The following is a 23,296-nucleotide window of genomic DNA, read 5'->3' as shown; positions in this document are numbered from 1 at the left end:
CCCCGCGTCAGGCGCCGGGCAGGACGGTGTCAAGGAAGGCCGCGGTCGCCGCGCGGATGTCTGGGCGGTCCAGGTCGAGCGCGTGCCCCCCCGTGGGTGATCCAGGCGTGTACCGGGTGCCCGGCCGCCAGCAGCGCGCCCGCGAGGGCGACCGACTGGGTCGCCGGCACGGACCCGTCGGCGACCCCGTGCACCAGCAGGACCGGCACCCGGTTGCCGGCGTGGGTGCCGACCGTCGCGTCCGCCGTGGCGGGATCGCCGGGGGCGGGGCGATGGCCGAGCAGCCCGGCCCACGGGTCGTCGGCGCGGCCCAGCCGCAGATGGTCCTCGCCGAGGGGGTCGACCGGCGGCCAGTACGCCAGCGCGCCGGCCACGTCGTCCGGCCGGTCCACTCCGCGCAGGGCCAGGTGCAGGGCCAGCATCGCCCCGGCCGAGTCGCCGCCGACGAGCAGCCGGCCTCCGTCCGCCCCGGCCCGGGCCGCGCGTGCCGCCGCGCGTACGTGGTCGAGCTGCGCCGGCCAGCGCGCCTCGGCGGCCAGCCGGTACGTCGCCTGCACCATCCGCAGCCCGTGCCCGGCCAGCGCGCCGCCGTCCTCCGTGGACCGGGCGCGCCAGCCGCCGCCGTGGATCCACAGCAGCACCCCGCGTTCCGTCATTCCGCCATCCTCCGGCGCGCCGCCTCGCATGCCCAGTCCGCTCGGCTGACGGCAGAATGCTTGACAGTTGGCGTCAAGTGCTTGACGATTCATGTCAAGTAGTGAAGGAGCGCCCATGCCACCGACCCCCGACGAACTCGCCGACCAGCTCGTCCGGCTGCTCGCCATCCGGCTGCTCGACCCGCTGGAGATCCTGCTCGACGGCGACGAGTCCGTCACCGCCCTGCGCGACCTGGTCCGCGTCCGCGCCGGACGCTGGGCCGAGCGGATCGTCGCCGGCGACGACGCCACCGCCGTCGGCACGGTGATGCGCGTGATCGCCACCCTGTATCCCGACGACGGCCCCTTCTCGCCGCCCCCGCAATGGTGGGGCACCCCGCTCGGCCGGGCCGTCGCCTGGCGGGTCGGCCACCCCACCGCCACCTCCGTCTCGTACGCCGTCGCCGGGGCGATGCTCGGGATCAGCCGACAGGGCGTGCACGACCTGGTGACCCGGGGCAGGCTCACCCGCCACCCCGACGGCGGGGTCACCCCGGAGTCCGTGCGGGACCGGCTGCGGGCGCGCAGCGATGCGTGAGCACACCGTCCCCGGCGACCCGACCCTCGCCGTACGCGACCTCGGCGGCGACCGTCCACCCCTGGTGCTGCTGCACGGCGCGGGCGGCGACTCGGCCGGGCTGCTCCCGCTCGCCGAGCGGCTGCGCGGCGCGTACCGGGTGGTGCTGCCCGACCTGCGCGGGCACGGCCGCTCCGGCGCCGCGCCGTGGAGCTGGGCCGGCGCGCTGGACGACCTCGCCCGGGTCGTCGCCGCGCTGGGCCTCGACCGGCCCGCCGTCGTCGGCGGGTCCCTCGGCGGCATGCTCGCCGCCCGGTGGGCCGCCCGCCAGCCGGAGTGCCCCGGCGCCGTCAGCCTGGACGGGCTGCCGGTGCCCAGCCGGCCCGACCAGCTCGCCGGCCTCGACCCGACCCGGGCGGCCGCCGAGCTGGCCCGGCTGGAGGCCGTGTTCGCCGGCATGGCCGCCGCGATGCCCGACCCGGCGGAGGCCGACCGGCTGCGCCGCGCCATGGCCGACCTCGACCTCGACGCCGCCTGCCGGGCGCTGGCCGCCCCGCTGCTGCTGGTGCTCGCCACCGAGGACCTGCCCGCGCAGCAGCCCTTCGCCGAGCTGTACGCGGCATACCGGCGGGGCACCCTCGCCCGGCTCACCGCGATCGCCGCCAGGCAGCCGCGGCTGCGCCTCCACCCGCTCCCCGGGGCCAGCCACGCCATGCTCGCCGAGCGCCCCGACCGGATCGCGGAGCTGGTCGCGGGCTTCCTCGCCGAGCGACCATGACCGGCTGCACCGGCGGAAACCGCGTCGGTGCCCGGGCGCGCCCCGCGCTGGCGTACCCTCGGCCGGTGCTGCTCGACGCCGATGCCGAGAACGAGGTCGCCTACCGGCTCTGCCAGCTCCTCGGCCGGGCCATCCTGCCGGTCGACGGGCCCGCCGGCTCCGGCACGGCGTTCCTCTTCGACGCCGACCCCGGGGGTGAGCACCTGCTCACCGCCGACGCGCTCACCCACACCCCTTGCGGCGAGATCGTGCTGCGCGGCAGCGTCACCGAGCCGACCGGCGTGGCCGGCGACGCCCTGGACCTGACCGGCGTCGCCTCGGCCTGGATCCACCGCCCGGATCTCGGGGCCGCGATCCTGCCGATGGCGGTCCTGCACGAGCGCGCCCGGGAGCGGGGCTGGCGCTGGCGCCTCCAGCACGTCACCGAGGGCCTCGCCGCCGGAGCGGACCGGATCGCCCGGCTCGGCCCCCAGCCCTCCTCGGCGTTCGTGCTCGCCCACGGCGTGCGGGAGGACCCCGCCGGCCGGCGGCCGCTGGAGCTGGCCATCGAGCGCGTCGTCCGCGAGGGGGACGCGGTCCGGCTCGACGCCGACCTGCCCGACGGGTACGTCGGCGCGCCCGTGTTCGCCGTCGACACGGACCCCGACGGCGACCTGGAGGTGCACTGCCTCGGGCTCGTCCTGCCCGGCGACGGCGGGCACCTGCTGGCCACGTTCGACCGGATCCGCGCGGCGCTGCCAGGCTGAATTCGGGTCGAGGCGGGGGCGGCCGCGCCGGTAGGGTGCGCGCCATGCCCTCCTCGCCGCGCCTCGAAGAGATCACGCCGGACAACGTCGAGGCCGCGTGCGAGCTGCGCGTACGGCCCGACCAGGAGCACCTGGTCGCGCCGGTCGCCAAGTCACTGGCCGAGGCGTACGCGTGGCGGGAGATCGCCTGGCCCCGGCTGGTCTACGACGGCGACGAGCTGGTCGGCTTCCCGATGGGCTTCTTCCGCATCCAGTGGCGGCACGACGACCCGGCCGACCTGCGGTCCGGGCTGTGGCGGCTGAACATCGCCGCCGACCGCCAGGGGCGCGGGTACGGGCGCTTCGCCGTCCGGGCGGTCTCCGAGGAGGCGCGGCGGCGCGGGGAGACCCGGATCTACACGACGTGGGAGCCGGGCGACGACGGGCCGGAGGAGTTCTACCGGCGGCTGGGGTTCCGGCTCACCGGGGAGTCCAGCGGCGGCCAGACCGTCGGCACGCTGGGGTTGTAGTTCGCTCGGGGTTCCCCAGCGGCCGGTCGCAGCGTCGAGCTTGGCTTGACGCGCGTGACGGGCGCCGCGAGTAGATTGTGGAGCATGGGAGGAGCCGAGCCCTACGGGCAGAGCCGGCAGCCCCACCGGGGTCGGAAGTGCCTCGGTGAGATTCGGCGCGCGAGGTTCTACGGCATGACCTGGGCGGCCGGCGGGTTGCTTTCGCTGGGCTCGTGTTGACTGCCGTGGCTGGGCGGAAGGCACCTGCCGGCGCCGCGATCGTGGTCGGGCTACTCACCGTGGCGGTCGGGCTGTCCGGCTGCCACGACGACGACCGGGCGGCCGGCTGTGTCCCGCCACCCGACGAGCCGGGTCTGCTCGATCAGTACGCCGGCGACCCGCTGTTCGCCATCCGGCCCGACGGGGCACAGCCGGTGTCCGGGGTGCAGCGATCCATGGCCTGTGTCGTCTCCCCGGACTGGCCCGACGACCCCACCGAGACGGCGGCCGACCTGCGGCTGTCCGTGCCGCAGAGGTATGAACTCGACGCCCTGACCGAGGCGTACCACGCAGCGGTCGCCGCCGAGGGCTGGCGGCCGGTGCCGGCGCCGTCCCCACCGTCCGGCGACGTCGCGCTCCGCTACTGTAAGCACATTCGCGGAATCACCAGCTACCTGCTACTGAGCGCGACGAACATGGGGCCCCAGGTTCGTGTACGCGGCCCGGGCAACTCGCCTGCTCCCCAGCCGCCGCAACCGACGGACCTGCCGGGAGAGATCTTCGTCCGGATATCCGCCGCGCCCGCCGAGCCAGCCTGTCCGGGGCACAACTGACACTCCGAAAAGGACGCCGGCAGCGACGACGGTTTGACCAGCGGGGGTTGCCACCGCGAGGCGGCCAGTGACCCGGACGCATGCGCGATGAATCCGGGCGCAGCGTTCCTGGGCACGTTTACCGGGTTTGGTCCTCATTGGTCGCGGGATTGGGCACGCAACAGGCGCGGTCACCCGCAGGGCTGTTGTCAGGGACTCCGGCGCCGGGCGGTGGGGGCGAGCTGCCCGTTCCCCGGATGAGCGCCCAGCCCAGGAACCGGTCGAAGAGTTGCCGGGGTTCCGGTCCGTCGTGCGGGTTGAGTCGGTACAGCTCGTCTGCGGCGTCGTGGAGTTGCCCGCCGAGGTAGACGAGCAGGGCGACGCGGTCGTGGGTGTGCTCGTGGCGGAGGGTGAGTCGGGCGGTGGCGCAGGGCCAGGGTGCGGCGCAGGCGCGGCACAGCCACAGTGGCCGGATGGGTAGGTGGGGGCGTGGTGGGGTCACCAGTGGCCGCCGTTGGCCCGCCAGGTCTGGGCGGGGGTGAGGCGGCCGGCCCGGCCGACCTGGGGGTTGGCGCGGGTCACCTCGTCGCACCAGCGGGTGTTCCGCGCCGGGGCGGCGGCCCGGTGGCCCGGGCGCATGGATGGGGCAGCTCCATAGGCGTTGGGCTCGGTGGGTACGGGTGTGTGGCGGTCGGGGCAGGTGGTCCAGCGTAGGCCGCAGGTGCACCAGCGCCGCCAGCGGCGCCAGGTGGGCCGGTGGCGCGGGGCGAGGGGGATCGGCTGGGTGTTTCGCCGCCGGGGTGGCCACATCTCAGCGCCGCCCGTCGGGTACGCGCGCCGGCTGCTGGGCGCGGGCGATCAGGTCTTCGACGGCCCGGTCGGTCATGCCCCGGGTGCGCAGTACGGCCCGTCCCCAGCGGTGCAGTCGGCAGGGGTACGGGGTGAGGTCGCTGCGGCACAGGTCGCCGGTCGGCCAGGACTCGGGGCCGTGTTGCAGCACGGCCCGCATGGCGAGTTGGACGTGCTGCTGCGTCACGTACGGCGGTACCGGCACCTCGCCGAGCACCTTCTCCACCGCGTCCACCGGCTCGTCGACGGCTGACTTCACGCCGTTCCCTCCCTCGTTGCTCGGATTGCGGCGCCGGAGCGGGCGGGGGCAGTCGGCCGCTTCATTGCGGCCGACCGTTGACCCAGCACCCGCCCCGGGCCTGCTCAAACCGGCCGAACCCCGATCACCCCTGGCCTCCACCGCTGCCAAGGCGGATTCATCTCGGGGTTTGCCTGGTTGCTTGTGGTGCCGGGTGCGATCAAGAGGTACTCCTGAACACCCGTGGGACTTGCTATTGGGGCCCGCAACCAGTGAAATCGGATGGAGGGCACTTGGTCAAGCCCCTGGAAGTGGTGTAACGGCTGATCTTTCGAGTTGTACTGGTTAGAAGGGTTGTGTTCCGGGCTGCTCAGGGGCGGGTTCGTTGGTTTCGGGTTGCCAGCGGTCGATGTCGTCGGGCCAGGCTGCGGGACGGCCGTGGCCGTCCCAGAAGCCGGTCTCGGTGCCGGTGGCGGCCAGGGCGGCGTTGAGCTTCTTGCGTTCGGCCGGGGTGGGGATGGTGTGGTCGCCGGTCACGTCGGTCATGCTGCGGTCTCCAGTTGGGGCAGGTCCGGACTCGTCGTGGTGGTTCTGGCGGTCTCGCGGGCCTTGGCGAGGATGTCGAGGGCGAAGTAGCGGCGGCCTTCGGTCCATTCGTCGTGTTGTTCGGCAAGGACGGCACCGACGAGGCGGATGACGGCGTCGCGGTCGGGGAAGATCCCGACGACGTCGGTGCGGCGGCGGATCTCCTTGTTGAGTCGTTCGTTGGGGTTGTTCGACCAGATCTGGCGCCAGATCTGTTGCGGGAAGCCGGTGAAGGCGAGCAGGTCGGCGCGGGCGTCGTCGAGGTGGGCGGCCACGGCCGGCAGCGACCTGCTGACCGAGTCGAGGAGTTTGTCGAACTGGGCGTGGACCGTAGCGGCGTCGACCTGGTCGTAGACCGAGTGCAGCACGGTCTTGACCGCCGGCCACGCGGACTTCGGACACACCGCCATCAGGTTCGCGGCGTAGTGCGTGCGGCACCTCTGCCAGGACGCGCCGGGCAGGTTCGCGGCGATCGCGTCGACCAGGCCGGCGTGGGCGTCGCTGGTGACCAGCAGGGTGCCGGTCAGGCCGCGGGCGACCATGTCGGCGAAGAACGCGTTCCATGCCTGCTTGGTCTCGCTTGTGGCGACCTTGACGCCGAGGACCTCGCGGTGGCCGTCGGCGTTGACGCCGGTCGCGACCAGCACGACCGCGTTGACGACCCGGCCCTGCTCGCGGACCTTCATGGTCAGCGCGTCGGCGGCCACGAACGTGAACGGCCCCGACTCGCTCAGCGGCCGGGTGCGGAACGCCGCGACCTGGGCGTCCAGGTCGGCGGCCATCCGCGAGACCTGTGACTTGGACAGGCTGGTGATGCCCAGCGACTGTACGAGTTTGTCCATGCGTCGGGTGGAGACGCCGAGCAGGTAGCAGGTCGCGACCACACTGACCAGCGCGGCCTCGGCCCGCTTACGCCGTTCGAGCAGCCACTCGGGGAAGTAGGAGCCCGACCGCAGTTTCGGGATGGCCACGTCGATCGTGCCGATGCGGGTGTCGAGCTCGCGGTGCCGGTAGCCGTTGCGGGAGTTGATCCGTTCCGGCGAGGCGATGCCGTACTCGGCGCCGCAGACCGCGTCGGCCTCCGCCGACAGCAGAGAGTTGATCACCGTGGACAGCAGGTGCCGCATCAGATCCGGTGACGCGTCGGTCAGTGCCTGGCCCAGCAGGCCGGCAGGGTCGATGATGTGAGGTGCGGTCATCGCGGTAGTCCCTTTCGAGAGTGCTGTCGAAGGTTCACTCGAAAGATCACGCGATGGCCGCGCTCTATGCCGGACAGGCTGTCCGGCGATCACGCCAACCGCGTTACACCACTATCAGGGACGCCACTGGGCACTTCGGCGATGCAATCCTGATGCAAGCCCAGGCAAGGTAGTGCAATCCCGCGATCACGGGAGACGGGGATGACGAGGATTGAACGGTGGTCTGGGGCGCTGGCGTGCCTTCTCCAGTCCGCGGCCGGCATGACGAACGAGGGGTTCGCAGGCTGGCTTGGGATCGCGGTCAGGACTGTTGCCTATTGGCATAGCCGGCCGGATACCGTGCCCGGCAACTCCAATCAGGAGTTGCTGACGGCGGCCCTGGAGCGGGTGTCTGACTCGGCCCGAGAACGCTTCTTTCGCATGGTTGCCGGCAGCGATGCTGAAATTCCTCGCGCCGGAAACGCCATTGTAGAAGCCGTGAGTGACGCTGCGAGCTTTGTTGCCAACGATCCACTGCTGGCCGCCGGGTCCATCGGTGACGACTCGATAGAGTCGCTGCAAGAGGAGATGGCCCTACTTGCCAGATCTGGAGGAATGGCAGCCTTCGACATTTTCGCCACCGCGCGTCGATTGAGGGACGAAGCCCGGAAGCTGGCCGAGCGCACACGCAGGCCAGATGACCTGGCTAACCTATACGTCATCGTCGGGCAGGGAACAGCGCTCATGGCGTCTACGGCGTTCGACCTGGGTCACTGGAACGAATCGGCCGCACTCGCTCGGGCATCCACGCAGTACGCAGACCTGGCCGGGCACGCCTCGCTGAAGGCATGGACGTACGGCCTTCAGATGACGTTAGCGAACTGGCGTAACGAGCCGGATGCGGCGCTGACCTACTTTGCCAGGGCCATCCGGAAAGCGCCCGACGGCGAGCCGAAGTTGCGGCTTCGATACATTGCCTCTCGGTCCCATGCCTTGCTCGCCGACGCGAATTCGGTTGCCGAGGTTTTGCAGGCTGCGCAGCGCGATCGGGAGTTGTCTGCTTCTCGTCCCGACGAACTCAGCGCGTCAATAGGCGGTGAATTCGGTTTCGGTGAAGCCAGGGCGGCGGCATGCGCGGCGGCAGCGTGGCTCGACCTGCAGAACGGTGAGCAGGCGGCGAAATGCGCCCGTGAAGCGTTGCAGGTATACGAATCGCAGCCGGCGGCACGGCGGCCGTACTCGCAGATCAACGGAACACAGATCGATATCGCGGCGGCGCACCTGCATATGCACGACAGGGGCGGCGCTGCTGAAGCACTCCGCGGCGTTCTTGACCTGCCCGCGCAGAAGCGGAACGTCTCGCTGACCGGTCGACTGGCGAAGGTCGAGGGGCTGTTGACGATGCCGCCGTGGGACAAGGACTCGGAAGCGCAGCACCTGGCCGAGCGGATCGCTGGTTGGCTGGCGGAGTCGTCAGCCCGGCCGCTTGCCTGACGACTCCCATGCGGCCAGCACGCGGGCTTCCTTGTCCCGGCTGAGTCCGATCTCGGTGGCTCGGTCGTGGGCGGTCACTTCGCCGCTTTCCACCATCCAACGCCAGGTGTCGGCAACGGTTTCGGACAGCGGGCGGCAGCGCAGGCCGGCGCCATGTGCGCGGGTGGAGTCCACCCGCCAGACTCCCTCGAAGGTGCGCCACAGCGGCAGTTCCGACCACTGGCGTACGCCCTGGGCGAGAAGCACGTAATCTGGCACCCATCCGAACGAGGCCGCGGCACCCGTCGCATCAGCACACGCGGTCAGCAACTCCCCGAAGGTGGCTCCGTCGACTGGGGCGCAGACGTTTAAGGCACCAGATGTGCCCTCGGCGATCGTTCGCAGCGTGAACGCGGCCAGGTCCCGCACGTCGATTGGCTGGACCGTGCGATGGGGCGACCCCGGGGCGAGAACCCGCCCACCGGCCGCAACGCGGCGCAGCCACCAGGGCAGTCGGCCGACGTACTCACGTGGCCCGAGCACCACCCCGGGCCGCAGGATGGTTGCTCGTCCCGTACCGAACGCGGCCAACGCGGCGGCCTCGCACCCCGACTTCTGGTAGCCGTACCGTGTGGGTCCGTCCTCTGTGTCGGTGCCGTAGTCCGGCCCGGCATCGGGCGGACAGTACAGCACCTCGGAATCCTCGCTGAGCGGCTTCACCGGCCAATCGCGGTACACGCTCACCGTCGACATGAAGACGTACCGGTCTGCGACCGGCGCCAGGGTGCGCGCCACGTCGAGCGTGTTCCTCGGTACGTAGCCGGAGGTGTCAACTACGGCGTCCCAGGGCCCGGCGGCGGCCAGGGCGACAACGCCGGCGGCTTCCGTTCGACTGCCCCGGATCGCCCGGACGCCGTCGCTGTCCGGGCCGGAGGTGCCTCGGTTGAACGTGGTGACATCCCAACCCGCATTGAGGGCGGCAGCGACGATCGCCCGACCTACGAACCACGTTCCTCCGAGCACCAGCAGACGCATGCGTCCATCATGCCGAGCACCGGTCGAAGCGCGACCGGCGGTCGGCACAGCGTCTTGGCGCGGGCGGGTGGTCCGACTGACACGCTGAACCGGCCTCGATATGGATCAAGGTGCTACACGCGACGCGGCCGGGGCGTGGCAAAAGGCTCCTTCGGGAGCCGCCGCCCCGGCACCACAGTGCCGGGGCGGAAAGTCAGCCGGCCCGAACCCCACGCCCCGCCCCGCGTGTCAGCCTGGGTCAGTGAGGTGACCCCTACGCGCCGACTTCGCCCGCCCTCTGCCCCTTGACCACCATACGAGCATCGGGATGGCGAGAGCTGGGTTCCTATCGCTCTGGGCGCGTCCGCACCAGCAGCTCTTCCCAGCTCTTTGACTGCTTGATGTGCGTTTCGGTCGCGAAGACGTAATACCATGTGCCGAACCGTCCGTCATCACGTACGGACCGGGCCCACTCCTCCCCGCTCCTCTTCTTGTCCAAAACATCGACGTCACGAGCATCTCGGTCCGACTTGCCCTCAATTACCCAATAGGCGCCTTCGGTGTCGAGGATAATAAAGTCTGGGTAGTACTTACGTCCGTTGTCGCGCTCAATCCAAACCTCGCCGGGTTCGTATACTCGGATCCACCATTGAATTAGGCTCGACCGGTCAAAAAGATGCGCAAGAGCCCATTCTGTTGTCTTGGCATCAAAGCTGGCAACGGGCTGGATCGACCGATCCCATCCCTCATACCAACGACGCTTGATGAATTCGTCCCACATGCTTGCGACATCGCTCGGCATCGGGCGCCGGATCGGTATCTCGACGGGCCGGAATGCATACTGGGGCTGAAGCTTGCGCACGTTGTAGTTGGTACGGATGAGGTCTGCGACAGCCCGTGCCGCTTGCTGTGCTCGGCGCTCGCTCCAAAGAGCCGCGTCGTCATCGTCTACAACGCCCGCGCCAAGCAGGAACTCGCGAGTGATTCGCTGAGCCGCGTTGAGCTCCGAGAGGGTCTGCTCCACCAGCCCAAGAGCCCAAATCCGATCCTCTAGGTCCTTGCGGACGTCCGGTACGGGGACGTACCGCTGAGTGGCGTCCTCGTCTTCCAGCCTCTGTTCTCTGACGACGACCTTGCCCAGCATGTCCCGCTCTGCGATTAGGGCCTTTCGCGAGAGATGTACAGCGAACTCATGGCGGAAGCCCGCACCCTCGGCCTGAGCGTCGGCGTTGCGGATCGCGCTTAGCGAGAAGTGGACCGGCAGAACTTCCCTCTCGCGCCTTGGAAACGTGATCGACGGAGCACCCTCGACTTTGTAGAGAATCTTGTGGCTGACCTGCTCATCGCGGCTATGCTGCTCCATAGCCGCATCCATCGATGCCAGTTGGAGCATGAGGGAGCCGTCGAGTTGCTCTCCCCCCGCAATTCTTGCAGGACCGACGAGGTTGAGGGCGCCTTGGCTTTCGATTTCCTGCACCTTGGGAAATCGGGGATCTGCGCTCAGCGGAAGCGGAGGTTGAAGCGAACCTTTGGAGGCGGGTGGCGACGAATTGGCTGGAGGCAGCACCTGCTGTAGTAGAGCGTTCTTCTGTGCCAGCAACTGCCTGTAGGAGTCGTGCGCAACGAGGTCCACCTGGTCGATTGCCGGCACGCCGACGCGTTCACCGAATGGCAAACGCAGGCCTCGGCCCAAAATTTGCTCGGTCAGCGTCTGAGAAGCAAGGGCCCGATGTCCAACGATGACGCCAATGTTCTTAACATCCCAGCCTTCCTTGAGCTTATCGACCGACACAACCGCACGCACCGGTGAATCCGGCGCTTCGACGGACGCCAAGGCGCCGAGGGCTTGATCGCTGGACTGCGACGTGATGAGGAGTACTTGTCCTTCGCCCGGGAGGTAACTTTCTTGCGTCAGGGCCTCTGCAACCGCCTCCGCGTCTGAAATCGACTGACAGACGACAAACAGAACGGGCGTCACTGCATCTCGGCCATTCTTTTCAGCCCACGATCGCCAGACCACCTCTTTTCGAGCGCGGAGGTGACATGCATCCGCGAGCTGTGTCTTGATGTCTTTGATTCCATCTTCGCGGTATACGATTACTGGAATCTTGACCCATCCGTCAGCGATGGCCTCTGCAAGCGTGTACTGGTAAACAACTTTCGGGAGGTCAGCCTCATCCGGCGTAGCCGTTAGCCCTACGAGCGCGCGAGGGTTTAGCTCGCGGACTGCGGATCCAAACGCTCTGGCGCTTGATCGGTATACGTGATGCTCGTCGGCAAGAATGACCAGGTCGTCCGCGTTTTCGAGGTGGTCATAAAGCCCTGATCCGATGAACTCGTCTGTCTCCCGCACCCTGCGTGACGTGAGGACTGTCGGCTTGATGAGCTGCTGAACATTGAAAACAAAAAGCTTCAGCACGCTGTCATCGTGGAGTGCATCGCCCACCTGACCTCGCGCAAAATTCTCCGAGGTTATAAGAATTGGCTGGTATTCTGATCCAGGGATGTGTTTTGGATGCCCCGGGGTGAAGTTGGCAACGGTCTTGTCCTGAATCGTCTTTCCTGGTGTGACGATCAGTACGTTGCGGATGCCCTTTGCTGCGAGGTAGTCCAGGAAGGCTGCGGCAAGGTAGGTCTTCCCCACACCAGTTGCGAGGTCGCAGACCACCTCTTGTCCGTCGCCTGCCTCGATTTTCTGTGCGACGGCCTTCAGCGCCTCCGCGTTGGGGCGTCGTAGCGCCATACGTGCGGCGATTTCGTCAACGAGTGACTCGTCGTAGGGTAGCCAGCTCATCGGACGACTCTCCCACTGCGAGTCAAGTCGGCGGGCGCCTTAAGGAGGCGGGAGCCCTTTGAAACCCAGGCTAGTGTTTCCGCTGCCTCCGGGCTTGCACCTTTCGCCACGATAGTGACACGCTCTTCCTCTTCGAGGTGCGACACGACAGAACGCACGACAACGTCGTCGGCTACGCCGTCAATCACGGCGAGGCGAGTCCGCCCCTTGCTTCCGCAGAATGGACCATCTGCTTTGTATGCGAAGCGAAGCTGCGCTGCGACGGCCCGCGAGAACTCCTCGCCTTTCGCCCAGTCGGCGAGCAGGAGTCTGCTCCCGAACCTCTCGTAGAGCGAGGGTCCGATTTCAAGCACGCGAAAGCCGCCTCCGCCATCCCAGGAGACGTCCTTAGTGACGCCTCCCTTATCTTCGCCGCAAACGACCTTTTCGAGCCGTGGCTTTGTGAACTTCTCAACCGTTAGCGACGACGCCTCAACTAGGACCCACTTCCGGTTAAGCTTTTGCGCAACTGCCCCAGTAGTGCCAGAGCCGGCAAAGCAGTCCAAGACGACGTCACCCGGCCGGGTGGCGATCTGGATTACCCTTTCAAGAAGTCGCTCGGGTTTGGGGGTAGCAAAGACGTCCCCCACAAGGGCTCGGACTTCCTCCTTGCCGTTGCGGACAAAGCCTACCTCTTCGGGATGCCAGACCGATGAGGGCACACGGCCACCCTTGACCTCGCTTAGATATCGCTTGAGGTAAGGCCTGCTACTTCCGTCAGGACCCCAGTAAATGCGACCATCCGCGTCCAAACGCTTGAGCTCGTCCTCCGACACCCGCCAGTAGCTTCCGGATGGCGGGCCGGCAATGAGACGGCCGCTAGGCGTAGTTACGGGATAGAGGCCCTTAGAATAGAAGTTGCGGGCTGCCAGGTCACCCCGCCTCCAGGGGCCACGCAGATCTCCGTCAGGATTGACGTAAGCGGAGTCCATCGCCTCCGTCCGAGGCAGGTGCTGGAACTTGGTAGATCCTAATTCTTTGGCGTAGCAGAGAATAAAGTCGTGATCGGCTGAGATGTGGGTAGCGGTATTTCTTGGATCGTTGCGGCGCTTCCAAACGACCGTAGCAATAAAATTCGCTCGGCCGAAAATCTCGTCCATCAAGACCCGGCAATACGCCACCTCGGCATCGTCAAGATGTACCCAGACGGACCCGCCGTCGGCCAGAAGATCTCGGACGAGTAGAAGGCGCTCGCGCATCATTCCGAGCCAGACGGAGTGCTCCAGTGAGTCTTCGTAGTCCTCGAACGCCTGATTGGTATTGAACGGCGGGTCAATATAGACGAGGTTAACCTTTCCCCTGTAGCGCGCCGCGTATTCAGGCGTTCGGGCCAGTGCGTGGAGGGCGTCATAACTATCCCCGCGGATCAGGAGGTTGTCCTCAGGGCCGTCTGTGACGTCGCCGACGCGCTCTCGCTGTTGCAGCAGGCGAACCTCCGTTACGCGGGGATCGTCGCGCTCAACCCACTGGTAGCTGCCATCGTCTGTTGGCACAAGTGCCTTGTCCTTGTTGACCCACGACAGAGTCAGACGGCCGCTCATGTTCTACTCCACTCTCTGCGTCCTGCGAGCCTATCGGCAAGGCGACGCGGGACAGAAGGCAGTGTTTGGCCCTCGGTGGGGCTTTGGGCGGGTGCTGCCGGCCAGAGGTCCTGACCGGCAAGCCGCAAGCCCCTCGCGGGCAGCGTCACTCGACATGGGCCACGGTCGCGCGGCGGCCTCGGGCAACGCTCACCAAACCTTCCGCCGTCAGCAGCGCCACGGCACGGTGAGCGGTGCCAACCGAGACGCTGTGCGTCGCAGCCAGCTCGGTAACCGTGGGGAACTGGTCGCCGGCCCGCAGTCGCCCATCCGCGATCTGCTCGCGCAGCTCGACAGCGATCGTCTGGTACGGGCTGCTCGTGCGCTGAGTCGCCGCGAGCGGGCGCGGCGGCATCCGAGCAGCCAGTGTTCCGGCGGCCCGCTGGTCGGACTCCGACAGCCATGCCGCGTAAACCCGCAGGGTGGTGGTGCCACCGCCACCGTGACCGAGCCGGCCGGCGACGGTCCGCACGTCAACGCCAGCGTTGATCAGCTCAGTTGCCGAGTAGTGGCGCAGGGCATGAAGGTGGCTATCGGTGCCGAGCCGCTTGGCGAGCCGGCCGTATCGCTGGGTGATGGTGTCGGGCCGGTAGCCCCGGCTGTTGTCTGGCTCGGGGGAGAAGACGTAATCAGCAGGGTCGGCCGTTGCGTCGAGCTGCGCCAGGCGATCGGCGTACCGGGCGTGCAGCTCGGTGAGCACTTCGATGGTCTCGGGATCGAGCGCAACGCGCCGTTGCTGGTGAGTCTTGGTGTCCTTCTCCTGCACCTCGCCGTTGTCGTCGAGGTAGGCACTGCGCCGCAGCGTCAGCACGCCGGCGGCCAGGTCGAGGTGGTGCCAGCGCAGCGCGCACAGCTCACCGCGGCGGGCGCCGGTGGTCATGGCCAGCCAGATGAGCGCGCCCCAGTCTGGGTCGCGCCATGCCTCGTTGATGATGCGTGCGGCATCGGCCGGATTCGGTGGCTGCGGATCGGGATGGGGCGGCGCGGGTGGTTCAGCCTGCCCGGCGGGGTTGACGGCGATCCAGCGCCACCGGACGGCGCGGCTCAGCGCACCGCTCAGAATCCAGTGGATCTGCCGCACGGATGAAGGGCTGAGCGGCTTGCAGACGTGCGGCTGACACTTCGCGGTGCATCGGTGGTCGCCCTCTACCCGGTGCTTGACGTACGCCTTGCCGCCGCACCAGTCCCGGCAGCGGCGCAGGCTCGCGTAGAACGATTCCAAGGTCTCGGCGTCGAGCCGGCCAACGGGCAGCTTGCCGAGGACCGGCCGGACGTGTTTGTTGAGCTTGTTCACGTAGCCCATGCGGGTGGTGGCCTCGATGTCGGCGACCTCAAGCCACCGGTCTAGGAGTTGGTCGAGCGTCGCGCGTGTGCGCGGGTTGCGCCGCTCGTCCACCTGGGCCAGCAGCCGGGTACGCACCTTCTCCGCTTCCTTGGCCGCCGTACGGCCGGCGGGGATGGTCTCGGTGAGGTAGTGCCGCTTCCCGCTGATCGGATCGACGCCGGCATAGACCTTCACGCGCAGTGACCCGCTGGGCAGGGTTTCGATCTCGCCGCGCTGGCGCTTGCTACGTCCATTCGAGGCTGCCACGGGGCCACCGTAGCTCGCTCGCACCACGAATAGCCCCACGCGAGCCGGTCAAGTTAGAGAAGTGCCTGTGCGCCCGGCAGGATTCGAACCTGCGGCCTTGGGATTAGAAGTCCCCTGCTCTATCCGCTGAGCTACGGGCGCGCGTCGTGCGTGTCGCGCCAAGAGGGTACCGCCGAAGCGGCGCGGAAGGGTGCAACGGGGCGGCCCTCGGCGCCCGCACAGCGTCGCACGTCCCGCCCTCGCCGGGCATCCCCGTTTCAGCCCCGCTCGGGTCACCCCTGGGCGGTGGCGTCGGCCTGCCTCGGCTCGCCGGCGGTGTCCGTTCCGTCCGGTTCCCCGGTCGGCTGACGACTGGCGGGAACCGGGGCGGTCGGCCCGGCGGCGAGGAGCGCCTCCGCCCACCGGCCCACCTCCGCGAAGACCTTCTCCCGCACGGTGGGGCCGGACAGCGTCAGGTCGTGCAGGCCGCCGTCGAAGCGGGCCAGGGTGACGTGCCGGCCGAGGCGGGGCGCCCAGCGCACGATGTGCTCCACGTCCAGCACGGCGTCGGCGAGGGCCGCCGAGTCGTGCCACCTGCTGCCCCGGTAGGTGCGGGTGGAGCAGGCGACCAGCACCGGCACCGGGATCTCGAGGCCGGCGCGCAGTTGGCGCTGGGCGGTGCGGACCGCGTCCAGCCAGCCGACCCGGACCGGGAACCCGGCGAGCGGCTTCCAGGCCAGGTCGTACGTCCACTCGCCCCGGTGTTCGGCGTGCAGGCTCTCGCCGTACACGGTGCCCAGGCCGATGGGGAGGGCACGGCGCGGCGCCCTGCGGCCCAGGCGGGAGACGGCGGCCGCGAGGGGCCGGCGCACCAGCCAGGGAGCCTTGATGTCGAAGAAGGGGCTGTTGAGGAAGAGCCCGTCGACCAGGCCGGCGTCGCGGCGGGCGTGCGACCAGAGCGACAGGATCAGGCCGCCGGTGGAGTGGCCCATGGCGAGCAGCGTGTCGTGGCCGTCGCCGTCACGGACGATCTTCGCGGCGGCGTCCAGCTCGGGGAAGTAGTCGCCGAGGTCGCGGCAGAAGTTGGGAGTCTGGTGCGGCAGCAGGCTGCGGCCGTACTTGCGCAGGTCGAGTGCGTAGAAGTCCCAGCCCCGCTCGGCGAAGAAGTCGGCCAGGTGGGTCTGGAAGAAGTAGTCGACGTAGCCGTGCACGTAGAGCACCGCCCGGCGGGTCGGGCGGTCGGCCCGCCGGCGGACCAGGGTCGCGACGACGGGGCCCTCGTCGTCGGTGCCCAGGTCGATCGTCTGCCGCTCGTAGGGCGGCCCCAGCACGTCCGGTTCCACGACCGCGACGGTACGCCCCGCGCCTACCCGTCGGTAGCCCCGCCGGGGAAAGTGGGGCATCCGCCTACCGGGGATGCCGGAGCCCCACCGTCGCCGGTCCTGGTCAGGTCGGCTCGGCGTCCCCGCGGGCCAGGTCGGCCCCGCCCTCGCCCGCTCCGACCTCGGGCTGGCCGAGCTCGCGGATGTGCTTGTTGCTGCGGGGCTCCTGCCGGGTCTTGGCGTCGTTGAGCCGCCGGCGCAGGTCGTCGCGGACGTCGTTGAGCGCCGTGTGCAGGTCCTCCTCCGTGGAGGTGGTCACGATCCGCTGCCGGCCGGCAATCCAGCACTCCAGCGTGACCTTCTGCCCCCGGGCGTTCCGGTCCTTCACCGAGACCTCCAGCTCGGTGGCGTCGGCGTGGAAGCCGGCCAGTCTGGCATCGAGGGTGGCGAACCGCTCGGCGATCCAGTTCCGGTCGCCCTGCGTGAACCCCGCGCCGACGCGCAGGCACTCCGCCACGGTCGCGGGATTCGTCACGGCGCTCATCGGCGCGCCCCGCCCTCGTTGTGGAGGGTGCCGGTCGTACGCGGTCCAGTCATCATCCGTGGCCCTTCTCGTCGCTTCGGTTGCCAGATTCGGTTGACCAGAGCCGTACCCAGGCGCGGCGCCCGCGGAAACACCCCTTCCCGTCCACCCGCCGGGATCTTCGGTTAGCACACCGGGACCTTGATCAGGCGGTTGTCCACAGCCGGCCCCGTCGTCCACAGGTCGCCGGTCGCTGGTGGCGGTGCGGCGTCGCGGCGGCAAGGCTCGCCGGTGAGTCGACTCGCCACGGCACGCCTGGATCCCCTGGAGGGACGATGTTCGATACCTATGTAACGATTGTCGGGAATGTTCTGACCACCCCGGAGTGGCGACGCACCACCCAGAGCAACACGCTGGTGGCCAACTTCAAGGTGGCCTCCACCGCCCGCCGGCTCGACCGGGACAGCGGCCGGTGGGTCGACGGCAACAGCCTTCGCGTACGGGTCAACTGCTGGCGGAAGCTGGCCGAGGGGGTCGCCTCCTCCGTGATGGTCGGCGACCCGGTGGTGGTCGTCGGGCGCCTCTACACCCGGGACTGGACCGACGACGCCGGCAACCACCGCACCGTGTACGAGTTGGAGGCGGTCGCGGTCGGGCACGACCTGTCCCGAGGGCGGGCGCGGTTCCTGCGCAACCGGCCGAGCATGGCCACCAGCACGGTGGAGGACGCCGAGGCCGAGAGCCGGGTGCACGGCGAGCCGACCGAGCGCGTCCCGCAGGGGCAGGCGCCCGCCTCGCCGGATAACCGCCCGTTCGACGAGGACTTCGAGCGGAACGGCTTCGACCCGGCGCGCGTCTCGTTCGACGCCCCGTCGGCCGGGCGGGGCCTGCCCGGCGGCCCTGTCGCTGTCGACGACTCGGAGGCCGAGTCCTTCGTCGGTCTCCGGGTCGGCTCCCTCCGCGGCTGGGTCGACGACGCGGACGAGGCCCCCGACGACCCCGAGGACGACGGCGGACTCGGCGACGGCGAGGACCTGGACGAGCTGAGCGACGTGGCGGATCCCTTGTCGCCGCTGCCCGCGGACGCGGAACAGCTCGACGGCGTCGAGCCGGCCGGCGGGGCTGGACAGGACGAGCCGGAACCCTCCGCGGGGGAGTCGGGCGGGGCGCCCGCGAAACGTGGGGGTAGGCGGGCCGGCGGACGGGTCCCGGTGCCCGCCTGACGATCAGCCGCGGACGCCTGTCGGGTCGGCACGGGGCAGCCCGACAGGCTCCACCGGTGAGGCCAGAACCCCGACCCCTCGATCGACAGCGGCGGCCCGCCCCCGGCCATCTGCCCGCCCGCATCCGGCGATCAAGAGCCTTGCGGCAGTCGCGGAGATCAAGACCGACGCAAACTTCTTGATCGCCGAGGAGAGGTCGGGGCCTGGGGGGCGGCGTGGGGGAGAGGTCCGGTTAGGCTGCCGGCCGGAGGTGGTGGCGGGTGCGGCATTCGACGGCCGTGGCGAACTCGGCAGGACTGGTGGCCGGGTACGCCCTGGACCTCCTCCTCGGCGATCCGCGCCGCTGGCATCCGGTGGCCGGCTTCGGCCGGGCCGCCCGGGCCCTGGAGCGGCGGGTGTACCGGCCGGAGCGCACGGCCGGAGCCGTGTTCACCGCGCTCGCCGTGGGGGTGCCGGTGCTGGTCGGGACGGGCGCGGCGGTCGCCACCCGGCGGCACCCGGTCGGGCGGGCCGCGCTGGTGGCCGCCGGCACCTGGACCGTGCTCGGCGGCCGGACGCTGCGCCGCGAGGCGGGGCTGATGGGGCGGGCGCTGCGTGGCGGCGACCTGCCGGCGGCCCGCGGCCGGCTGGGGCACCTCTGCGGCCGGGACCCGTCCACCCTGGACGAGCCGGAGTTGGCCCGCGCCACCGTCGAGTCCGTCGCCGAGAACACCTCGGACGCCGTGGTGGCGCCGCTGTTCTGGGGCGCGGTCGCCGGGCTGCCCGGCCTGCTCGGCTACCGGGCGGCCAACACCCTGGACGCGATGGTCGGCCACCGCTCGCCCCGGTACGCGCGCTTCGGCACCCCGGCCGCCCGCCTGGACGACCTGCTCAACCTGGTGCCGGCCCGGCTGACCGGGCTGCTCACGATCGTTGCCGCCCCCGTCGCGCGCGGGGACCGGGCGCGGGCGTGGCGGGTGTGGCGCCGGGACCGCAACGACCACCCGAGCCCGAACGCTGGGCAGTGCGAGGCGGCGATGGCGGGGGCGCTCGGCGTACGGCTCGGGGGTCGGAACGTCTACTTCGGGCGGTCGGAGGTGCGGCCGTTCCTCGGCGACGGGCCCCGCCCGGAGGCGCGGCACCTGAAGCGGGCCGCCCGGATCTCCGGCGCGGTGGGGCTGGCCGCCCTCGGCCTGGCCGCCGCGTACCCGGTCACCGCCGGTCGGCTGGTCGGCGTTGTGTGGCGCCGGGGCTGGCGCGCCCTGACGCGGGCCGCCGCCGCGCACGAGGGGGCCGGCCGGTGAGCGGGGGGCTGCTGGTCGCCGGGACGACCTCCGACGCGGGCAAGAGCGTGCTCACCGCCGGGATCTGCCGCTGGCTGCACCGCCGCGGGGTGAAGGTGGCGCCGTTCAAGGCGCAGAACATGTCCAACAACTCGGCGGTGGTGGTCGGCGCCGACGGGCGGGGCGGCGAGATCGGCCGCGCCCAGGCGATGCAGGCGGCGGCCTGCGGGGTCGCCCCCGACCTGCGCTTCAACCCGGTGCTGCTCAAGCCGGGCAGCGACCGGTCCAGCCAGGTCGTCCTGCTCGGGCAGGCCGTCGACACGATCGCCGCCGGGAACTACCACGCCCTGCGGCCCCGGCTCGCCGAGGCGGCCTTCGCCGCGCTCGCCGAGCTGCGCGAGGCGTACGACGTGGTGGTCTGCGAGGGCGCCGGCAGCCCGGCGGAGATCAACCTGCGGGCCGGCGACTACGTGAACATGGGGCTCGCCCGGCACGCCGACCTGCCCACGATCGTGGTCGGCGACATCGACCGGGGCGGGGTGTTCGCCTCGATGTTCGGCACGGTCGCCCTGCTCGACCCGGCCGACCAGGCGCTGGTCGCCGGGTTCGTCATCAACAAGTTCCGGGGCGACCTCGGGCTGCTCCGGCCGGGGCTCGACATGCTGCGCCAGGTCACCGGCCGCCCGACGTACGGGGTGCTGCCCTGGCACCTGGACCTGTGGCTGGACGCCGAGGACTCGCTCGCGTACGGGCGGGTGCTCGGCCGGCCGGCCGCCCCGCGCGGCACCGACTGGCTGGACGTCGCCGTGGTCCGGCTGCCCCGGATCAGCAACGCCACCGACGTCGAGGCGCTGGCCACCGAGCCCGGCGTGCGGGTCCGGCTGACCGTGGAGCCCGCCGAGCTGGCCGCCGCCGACCTGGTCGTGCTGCCCGGCTCCAAGTCCACGGTGGCGGACCTGGCCTGGCTGCGGGAGACCGGGCTGGCCGACGCCGTGCTCGCGCACGCGGCGGCGGGCCGGCCGCTGCTGGGCATCTGCGGCGGGTTCCAGATGCTCGGCCGGGCCATCCACGACCCGGTGGAGAGCCGCGAGGGCAGCGTCCCGGGCCTGAATCTGCTGCCGATCGAGGTCACGTTCGACCCGCGCAAGACCGTCCGGCAGTCGGCCGGCGTCGCCGTCGCGGACCCGGGCGTCCCGGTCCGCGGGTACGAGATCCACCACGGGTACGTCTCGTCCGCCGACCCGGCGCTGGCGCCCCTGCTGACGTACGCGGACGGGGCCGGCGAGGGGGCGGTGCTCGGCGCGGTGTGCGGCACGCACTGGCATGGCGCGTTCGAGTCGGACGCGTTCCGCCGCCGGTTCCTCACCGAGGTGGCACGGCTCGCCGGCCGGTCGGGCTTCCGGGTCGCCCCGGACACGGCGTTCGCCGCCGCCCGGGAGCGGTCCCTGGACCTGCTCGGCGACATGGTCGAGGAGCACCTCGACACCGACGCGCTGTGGCGGCTGATCGAGTCCGGACCGCCCGGTAAGCTCCCGTTCGTCCCACCCGGCGCGCCGCCCACCGCCACGGGCTAGGCTGCCGCGATGATCTTCAACCGCAGGGGGAGACTGGCGGACCGGGTCGCCGCGGTCGAGGTGGCCGTACGCGAGCGCGACGGCGCCGCCATGACCAGGGCAGTCCCGCGGGTGTGGGAGGCGGCGCAGCAGGCGTCCGTCGCGGAGCTGGACGAGGCGCTGCCGCGGTGCGTGGCGCTGCTGCCGCAGCTCGGCACCGGCGCGGGCGGGCAGTTCTCCGTCCTCTGCGGGGCGCTGGTCGAGCTGGGTGCCCGCCCGGACACGCTGGTCGCCCCGGCCGCCGACGGGTTCGCCACCGCGCTCGCGGGGGCGGCGCGGTTCCGGGTCGGCTGGCAGCGGGTACGCGGCGACGACGAGCTGCCGGACCCCGAGGACCCGGGCGGCATGGACGAGTCGATCGGCGTCCTCACCGAGGCGTACGGGACCGAGGAGGCCGCGTTCGACGCGGTGCATTCCAGCTGCACACCCTGCTCGCCGGGGCGCTGAGCGGGTCGGCCGAGCGGGGGCTCGTCGAGGGGCTGACCGTCGACCCGGCCTGGGTGGCGGTGGCCACCGACGCGCCGGAGGAGCGGTTCGGCGGCACGGTCGTCGGCAGCTTCAACCTGGTCGACGGGTACGGCAAGTGGATCTGGAACGAGGGCGCGCCGGCGGACATCCCGCTGTTCGAGGGCGCCCGGGTCGTCGTGTTGGACCCGCCGCCGTACCAGCGGAGCTGGAACAACATCCGGCGGTTCCCGATGATGTCCGCGTCGCTGACCGTGGCCGGGGCGCTCCCGCCGGCCGAGGCGGCCGACTGGCTGGACCGGATCGCCCCGCCGGCCTGAGACGGCGGGCCCGGCCGCGCCCGACCCGCGGCGCTCAGAGACGGACGTCGGCGGGTCGGTCGGACATCGGCAGCCCCGCCTCCCGCCACGCCTCCACCCCGCCGATCAGGTCGGTGGCGCGGTGCAGCCCGAGCGCCCGCAGGCTGGCGACGGCGAGGCTGGAGCTGTAGCCCTCGCGGCACACCAGCACGATCTCCCGGTCGTAGCCGGTGGCCTCGGGGATGCGCCACTCGCTGGCCGGGTCGAGTCGCCACTCCAGCACCGTCCGGTCGATGACGACCGCGCCGGGCAGCTCGCCCTGCTGCCGGCGCTGGTGTTCGGTGCGGGTGTCGACGAGCAGCGCGCCGAGGCGTACCGCCTCGACCGTTTCGTGCGGGGTCAGCCGGCGGACCCCGGAGCGGGCCTGTTCCAGCAGGGCGTCGACGCCCGGGCTCATCACGTTGTGGCGCACGGCCCGATCATGCCGGGCGGTGCGGCGGGTCTGCGGCCGAACGGGCGCCGGGTAGACCGGTAGACGTACGCGCCGAGCAGGGCGTTAGCGTCGGGCCCGTGGTGGTGCCGACCGTCGAGACGTACGCCGAGCTGGCGCGGCGGGTGCTGGCCGGGCCGGCGCGGTTGGGGCGTACCCGACTGGCGGCGGTCGACGGGCCGAGCGGCGCGGGCAAGAGCGTCTTCGCCGCGCGCCTCGCGGACGCCCTCGGGGCGCTGCCCGGCGGTGCCCGGCCCCCGGTGGTGCACACCGACGACCTGCTCGACGGCTGGGACGACCAGCTCACCTTCTGGCCCCGGCTGGACGAGCAGGTGCTGGCCCCGCTGCGGGAAGGTCGGCCGGGGGCGTACCGGCGGTACAGCTGGGTGCGGCGGCGCTTCCTGCCCCGCGCGGTGCCGGTGCCGCCCGCCCCCGTGGTGGTGCTGGAGGGGGTCAGCGCGGCCCGCGCCGCGGTCCGGGCGGAACTGACCCTGTCGGTGTTCGTCGCCGCGCCGCAGGGGCTGCGGCTGCGGCGGGCGGTGGAGCGGGACGGCCCGGCGATCCTGCCGGAGCTGCGCCGCTGGCACGCCGGCGAGCGGGCGCACTTCGCCGCGGACGGCACGGCCGAGGCCGCGGACCTGGTCGTCGACGGCGCCCCGGCCCTGCCGCACGACGCGCCGCGCGAGTACGTCCGGCTCCGCTGAGCGGGCCGGTGGCAGCCGGGACCGACCGGGACGGGGTGC

The 23,296-nt window shown here is 70.8% G+C and carries 24 protein-coding genes, 1 tRNA gene and 1 pseudogene; 12 read left to right on the top strand and 14 right to left on the bottom strand.

The genetic code is table 11. The features are described from left to right. Positions 1-29: 29 nt before the first annotated feature. A complete protein-coding gene (locus JD77_RS05550) occupies positions 30-656 on the bottom strand; it encodes an alpha/beta hydrolase family protein (protein WP_246140537.1) in 627 nt (208 codons plus the stop codon). A 115-nt stretch (positions 657-771) separates the two neighbouring features. Here JD77_RS05550 and JD77_RS05545 point away from each other — a divergent pair, with 115 nt between their 5' ends. The 5 genes from JD77_RS05545 (at position 772) to JD77_RS05525 (ending at position 4,057) form a co-directional block, all read left to right on the top strand. Beyond that, positions 772-1,233 carry a hypothetical protein gene (locus JD77_RS05545; protein WP_145773323.1) on the top strand — a complete coding sequence of 154 codons (462 nt, stop codon included), beginning with the start codon at positions 772-774 and terminating at the stop codon, positions 1,231-1,233. After that, on the top strand, positions 1,226-1,990 hold the full coding sequence (locus tag JD77_RS05540; RefSeq protein ID WP_145773322.1) for an alpha/beta fold hydrolase: 765 nt from the start codon (positions 1,226-1,228) through the stop codon (positions 1,988-1,990). The genes JD77_RS05545 and JD77_RS05540 overlap by 8 nt, the downstream gene beginning before the upstream one ends. 65 nt (positions 1,991-2,055) lie before the next feature. Next, complete coding sequence (locus JD77_RS05535; protein ID WP_145773321.1) at positions 2,056-2,736, top strand: hypothetical protein; 681 nt, start codon at positions 2,056-2,058, stop codon at positions 2,734-2,736. Positions 2,737-2,780: 44 nt separating this feature from the next. Continuing rightward, on the top strand, positions 2,781-3,245 hold the full coding sequence (locus JD77_RS05530) for a GNAT family N-acetyltransferase (RefSeq protein WP_145773320.1): 465 nt from the start codon (positions 2,781-2,783) through the stop codon (positions 3,243-3,245). A gap of 224 nt (positions 3,246-3,469) precedes the next feature. Then, complete coding sequence (locus JD77_RS05525; protein WP_211372495.1) at positions 3,470-4,057, top strand: hypothetical protein; 588 nt, start codon at positions 3,470-3,472, stop codon at positions 4,055-4,057. Positions 4,058-4,268: 211 nt separating this feature from the next. Here the strand turns inward: JD77_RS05525 and JD77_RS33390 are convergent. The 5 genes and pseudogenes from JD77_RS33390 to JD77_RS05505 form a co-directional block, all read right to left on the bottom strand. Further along, a pseudogene (locus JD77_RS33390) lies at positions 4,269-4,541 on the bottom strand (hypothetical protein); the annotation flags it as partial. Beyond that, complete coding sequence (locus JD77_RS32755; RefSeq protein WP_211372494.1) at positions 4,535-4,675, bottom strand: hypothetical protein; 141 nt, start codon at positions 4,673-4,675, stop codon at positions 4,535-4,537. The pseudogene JD77_RS33390 and the gene JD77_RS32755, both read right to left, overlap by 7 nt. A gap of 172 nt (positions 4,676-4,847) precedes the next feature. After that, on the bottom strand, positions 4,848-5,144 hold the full coding sequence (locus JD77_RS05515; protein ID WP_246140536.1) for a hypothetical protein: 297 nt from the start codon (positions 5,142-5,144) through the stop codon (positions 4,848-4,850). Between the two features lie 324 nt (positions 5,145-5,468). Then, complete coding sequence (locus JD77_RS05510) at positions 5,469-5,669, bottom strand: hypothetical protein (protein WP_145773317.1); 201 nt, start codon at positions 5,667-5,669, stop codon at positions 5,469-5,471. Further along, the gene (locus JD77_RS05505) at positions 5,666-6,907 is read right to left on the bottom strand and encodes an IS256 family transposase (protein WP_145773316.1); all 1,242 of its coding nucleotides are present in this window, start codon (positions 6,905-6,907) and stop codon (positions 5,666-5,668) included. The genes JD77_RS05510 and JD77_RS05505 overlap by 4 nt, the downstream gene beginning before the upstream one ends. A gap of 261 nt (positions 6,908-7,168) precedes the next feature. Here JD77_RS05505 and JD77_RS05500 point away from each other — a divergent pair, with 261 nt between their 5' ends. Further along, on the top strand, positions 7,169-8,380 hold the full coding sequence (locus JD77_RS05500; RefSeq protein WP_246140535.1) for a hypothetical protein: 1,212 nt from the start codon (positions 7,169-7,171) through the stop codon (positions 8,378-8,380). On the opposite strand, the gene JD77_RS05495 is transcribed toward JD77_RS05500, so the two are convergent. The 7 genes from JD77_RS05495 to JD77_RS05465 all read right to left on the bottom strand — a co-directional run bounded on the left by JD77_RS05495 (position 8,360) and on the right by JD77_RS05465 (position 17,222). Beyond that, entirely contained in the window at positions 8,360-9,394 is a 1,035-nt protein-coding gene (locus JD77_RS05495; RefSeq protein WP_145773315.1) for an NAD-dependent epimerase/dehydratase family protein, read from the bottom strand. The two genes, JD77_RS05500 and JD77_RS05495, sit on opposite strands and share 21 nt — an antisense overlap. A gap of 325 nt (positions 9,395-9,719) precedes the next feature. Then, the gene (locus JD77_RS05490; RefSeq protein WP_145773314.1) at positions 9,720-12,167 is read right to left on the bottom strand and encodes a DEAD/DEAH box helicase; all 2,448 of its coding nucleotides are present in this window, start codon (positions 12,165-12,167) and stop codon (positions 9,720-9,722) included. After that, positions 12,164-13,747 (bottom strand): site-specific DNA-methyltransferase, encoded by a 1,584-nt coding sequence (locus tag JD77_RS05485; RefSeq protein ID WP_145773313.1) that lies wholly within the window; start codon positions 13,745-13,747, stop codon positions 12,164-12,166. The genes JD77_RS05490 and JD77_RS05485 overlap by 4 nt, the downstream gene beginning before the upstream one ends. 145 nt (positions 13,748-13,892) lie before the next feature. Continuing rightward, positions 13,893-15,377 carry a tyrosine-type recombinase/integrase gene (locus tag JD77_RS05480; RefSeq protein WP_246140534.1) on the bottom strand — a complete coding sequence of 495 codons (1,485 nt, stop codon included), beginning with the start codon at positions 15,375-15,377 and terminating at the stop codon, positions 13,893-13,895. A gap of 68 nt (positions 15,378-15,445) precedes the next feature. Next, a tRNA-Arg gene (locus JD77_RS05475) sits at positions 15,446-15,518 on the bottom strand. 131 nt (positions 15,519-15,649) lie between these two features. After that, positions 15,650-16,699 carry an alpha/beta hydrolase gene (locus JD77_RS05470; protein ID WP_246140533.1) on the bottom strand — a complete coding sequence of 350 codons (1,050 nt, stop codon included), beginning with the start codon at positions 16,697-16,699 and terminating at the stop codon, positions 15,650-15,652. 103 nt (positions 16,700-16,802) lie between these two features. Beyond that, complete coding sequence (locus tag JD77_RS05465) at positions 16,803-17,222, bottom strand: HPF/RaiA family ribosome-associated protein (RefSeq protein ID WP_145773311.1); 420 nt, start codon at positions 17,220-17,222, stop codon at positions 16,803-16,805. Between the two features lie 314 nt (positions 17,223-17,536). On the opposite strand from JD77_RS05465, the gene ssb reads away from it, so the two are divergent. The 5 genes from ssb (at position 17,537) to JD77_RS05440 (ending at position 22,084) form a co-directional block, all read left to right on the top strand. Further along, positions 17,537-18,424 carry a single-stranded DNA-binding protein gene (ssb, locus tag JD77_RS05460; protein WP_145773310.1) on the top strand — a complete coding sequence of 296 codons (888 nt, stop codon included), beginning with the start codon at positions 17,537-17,539 and terminating at the stop codon, positions 18,422-18,424. 260 nt (positions 18,425-18,684) lie between these two features. After that, a complete protein-coding gene (locus JD77_RS05455) occupies positions 18,685-19,707 on the top strand; it encodes a cobalamin biosynthesis protein (protein ID WP_145773309.1) in 1,023 nt (340 codons plus the stop codon). After that, entirely contained in the window at positions 19,704-21,260 is a 1,557-nt protein-coding gene (locus tag JD77_RS05450) for a cobyric acid synthase (protein ID WP_145773308.1), read from the top strand. Before JD77_RS05455 ends, JD77_RS05450 begins: the two co-directional genes overlap by 4 nt. A gap of 9 nt (positions 21,261-21,269) precedes the next feature. Then, positions 21,270-21,746: a hypothetical protein gene (locus tag JD77_RS05445; RefSeq protein ID WP_145773307.1), complete on the top strand. Its 477-nt coding sequence runs from the start codon at positions 21,270-21,272 to the stop codon at positions 21,744-21,746. A gap of 53 nt (positions 21,747-21,799) precedes the next feature. Further along, positions 21,800-22,084 (top strand): hypothetical protein, encoded by a 285-nt coding sequence (locus tag JD77_RS05440; protein ID WP_145773306.1) that lies wholly within the window; start codon positions 21,800-21,802, stop codon positions 22,082-22,084. Between the two features lie 34 nt (positions 22,085-22,118). Here the strand turns inward: JD77_RS05440 and JD77_RS05435 are convergent, their stop codons facing one another. Then, positions 22,119-22,520, bottom strand: a complete 402-nt coding sequence (locus JD77_RS05435) for a rhodanese-like domain-containing protein (protein ID WP_145777432.1) — start codon at positions 22,518-22,520, stop codon at positions 22,119-22,121. 113 nt (positions 22,521-22,633) lie between these two features. Between JD77_RS05435 and JD77_RS05430 the strand changes: the two genes are divergently transcribed. Further along, entirely contained in the window at positions 22,634-23,257 is a 624-nt protein-coding gene (locus tag JD77_RS05430; RefSeq protein ID WP_145773305.1) for a uridine kinase family protein, read from the top strand. The last annotated feature ends 39 nt before the right edge of the window (positions 23,258-23,296 follow it).

Source organism: Micromonospora olivasterospora, from assembly GCF_007830265.1.
GTDB lineage: Bacteria > Actinomycetota > Actinomycetes > Mycobacteriales > Micromonosporaceae > Micromonospora > Micromonospora olivasterospora.
This window is presented reverse-complemented; position numbering and strand designations above follow the sequence as displayed.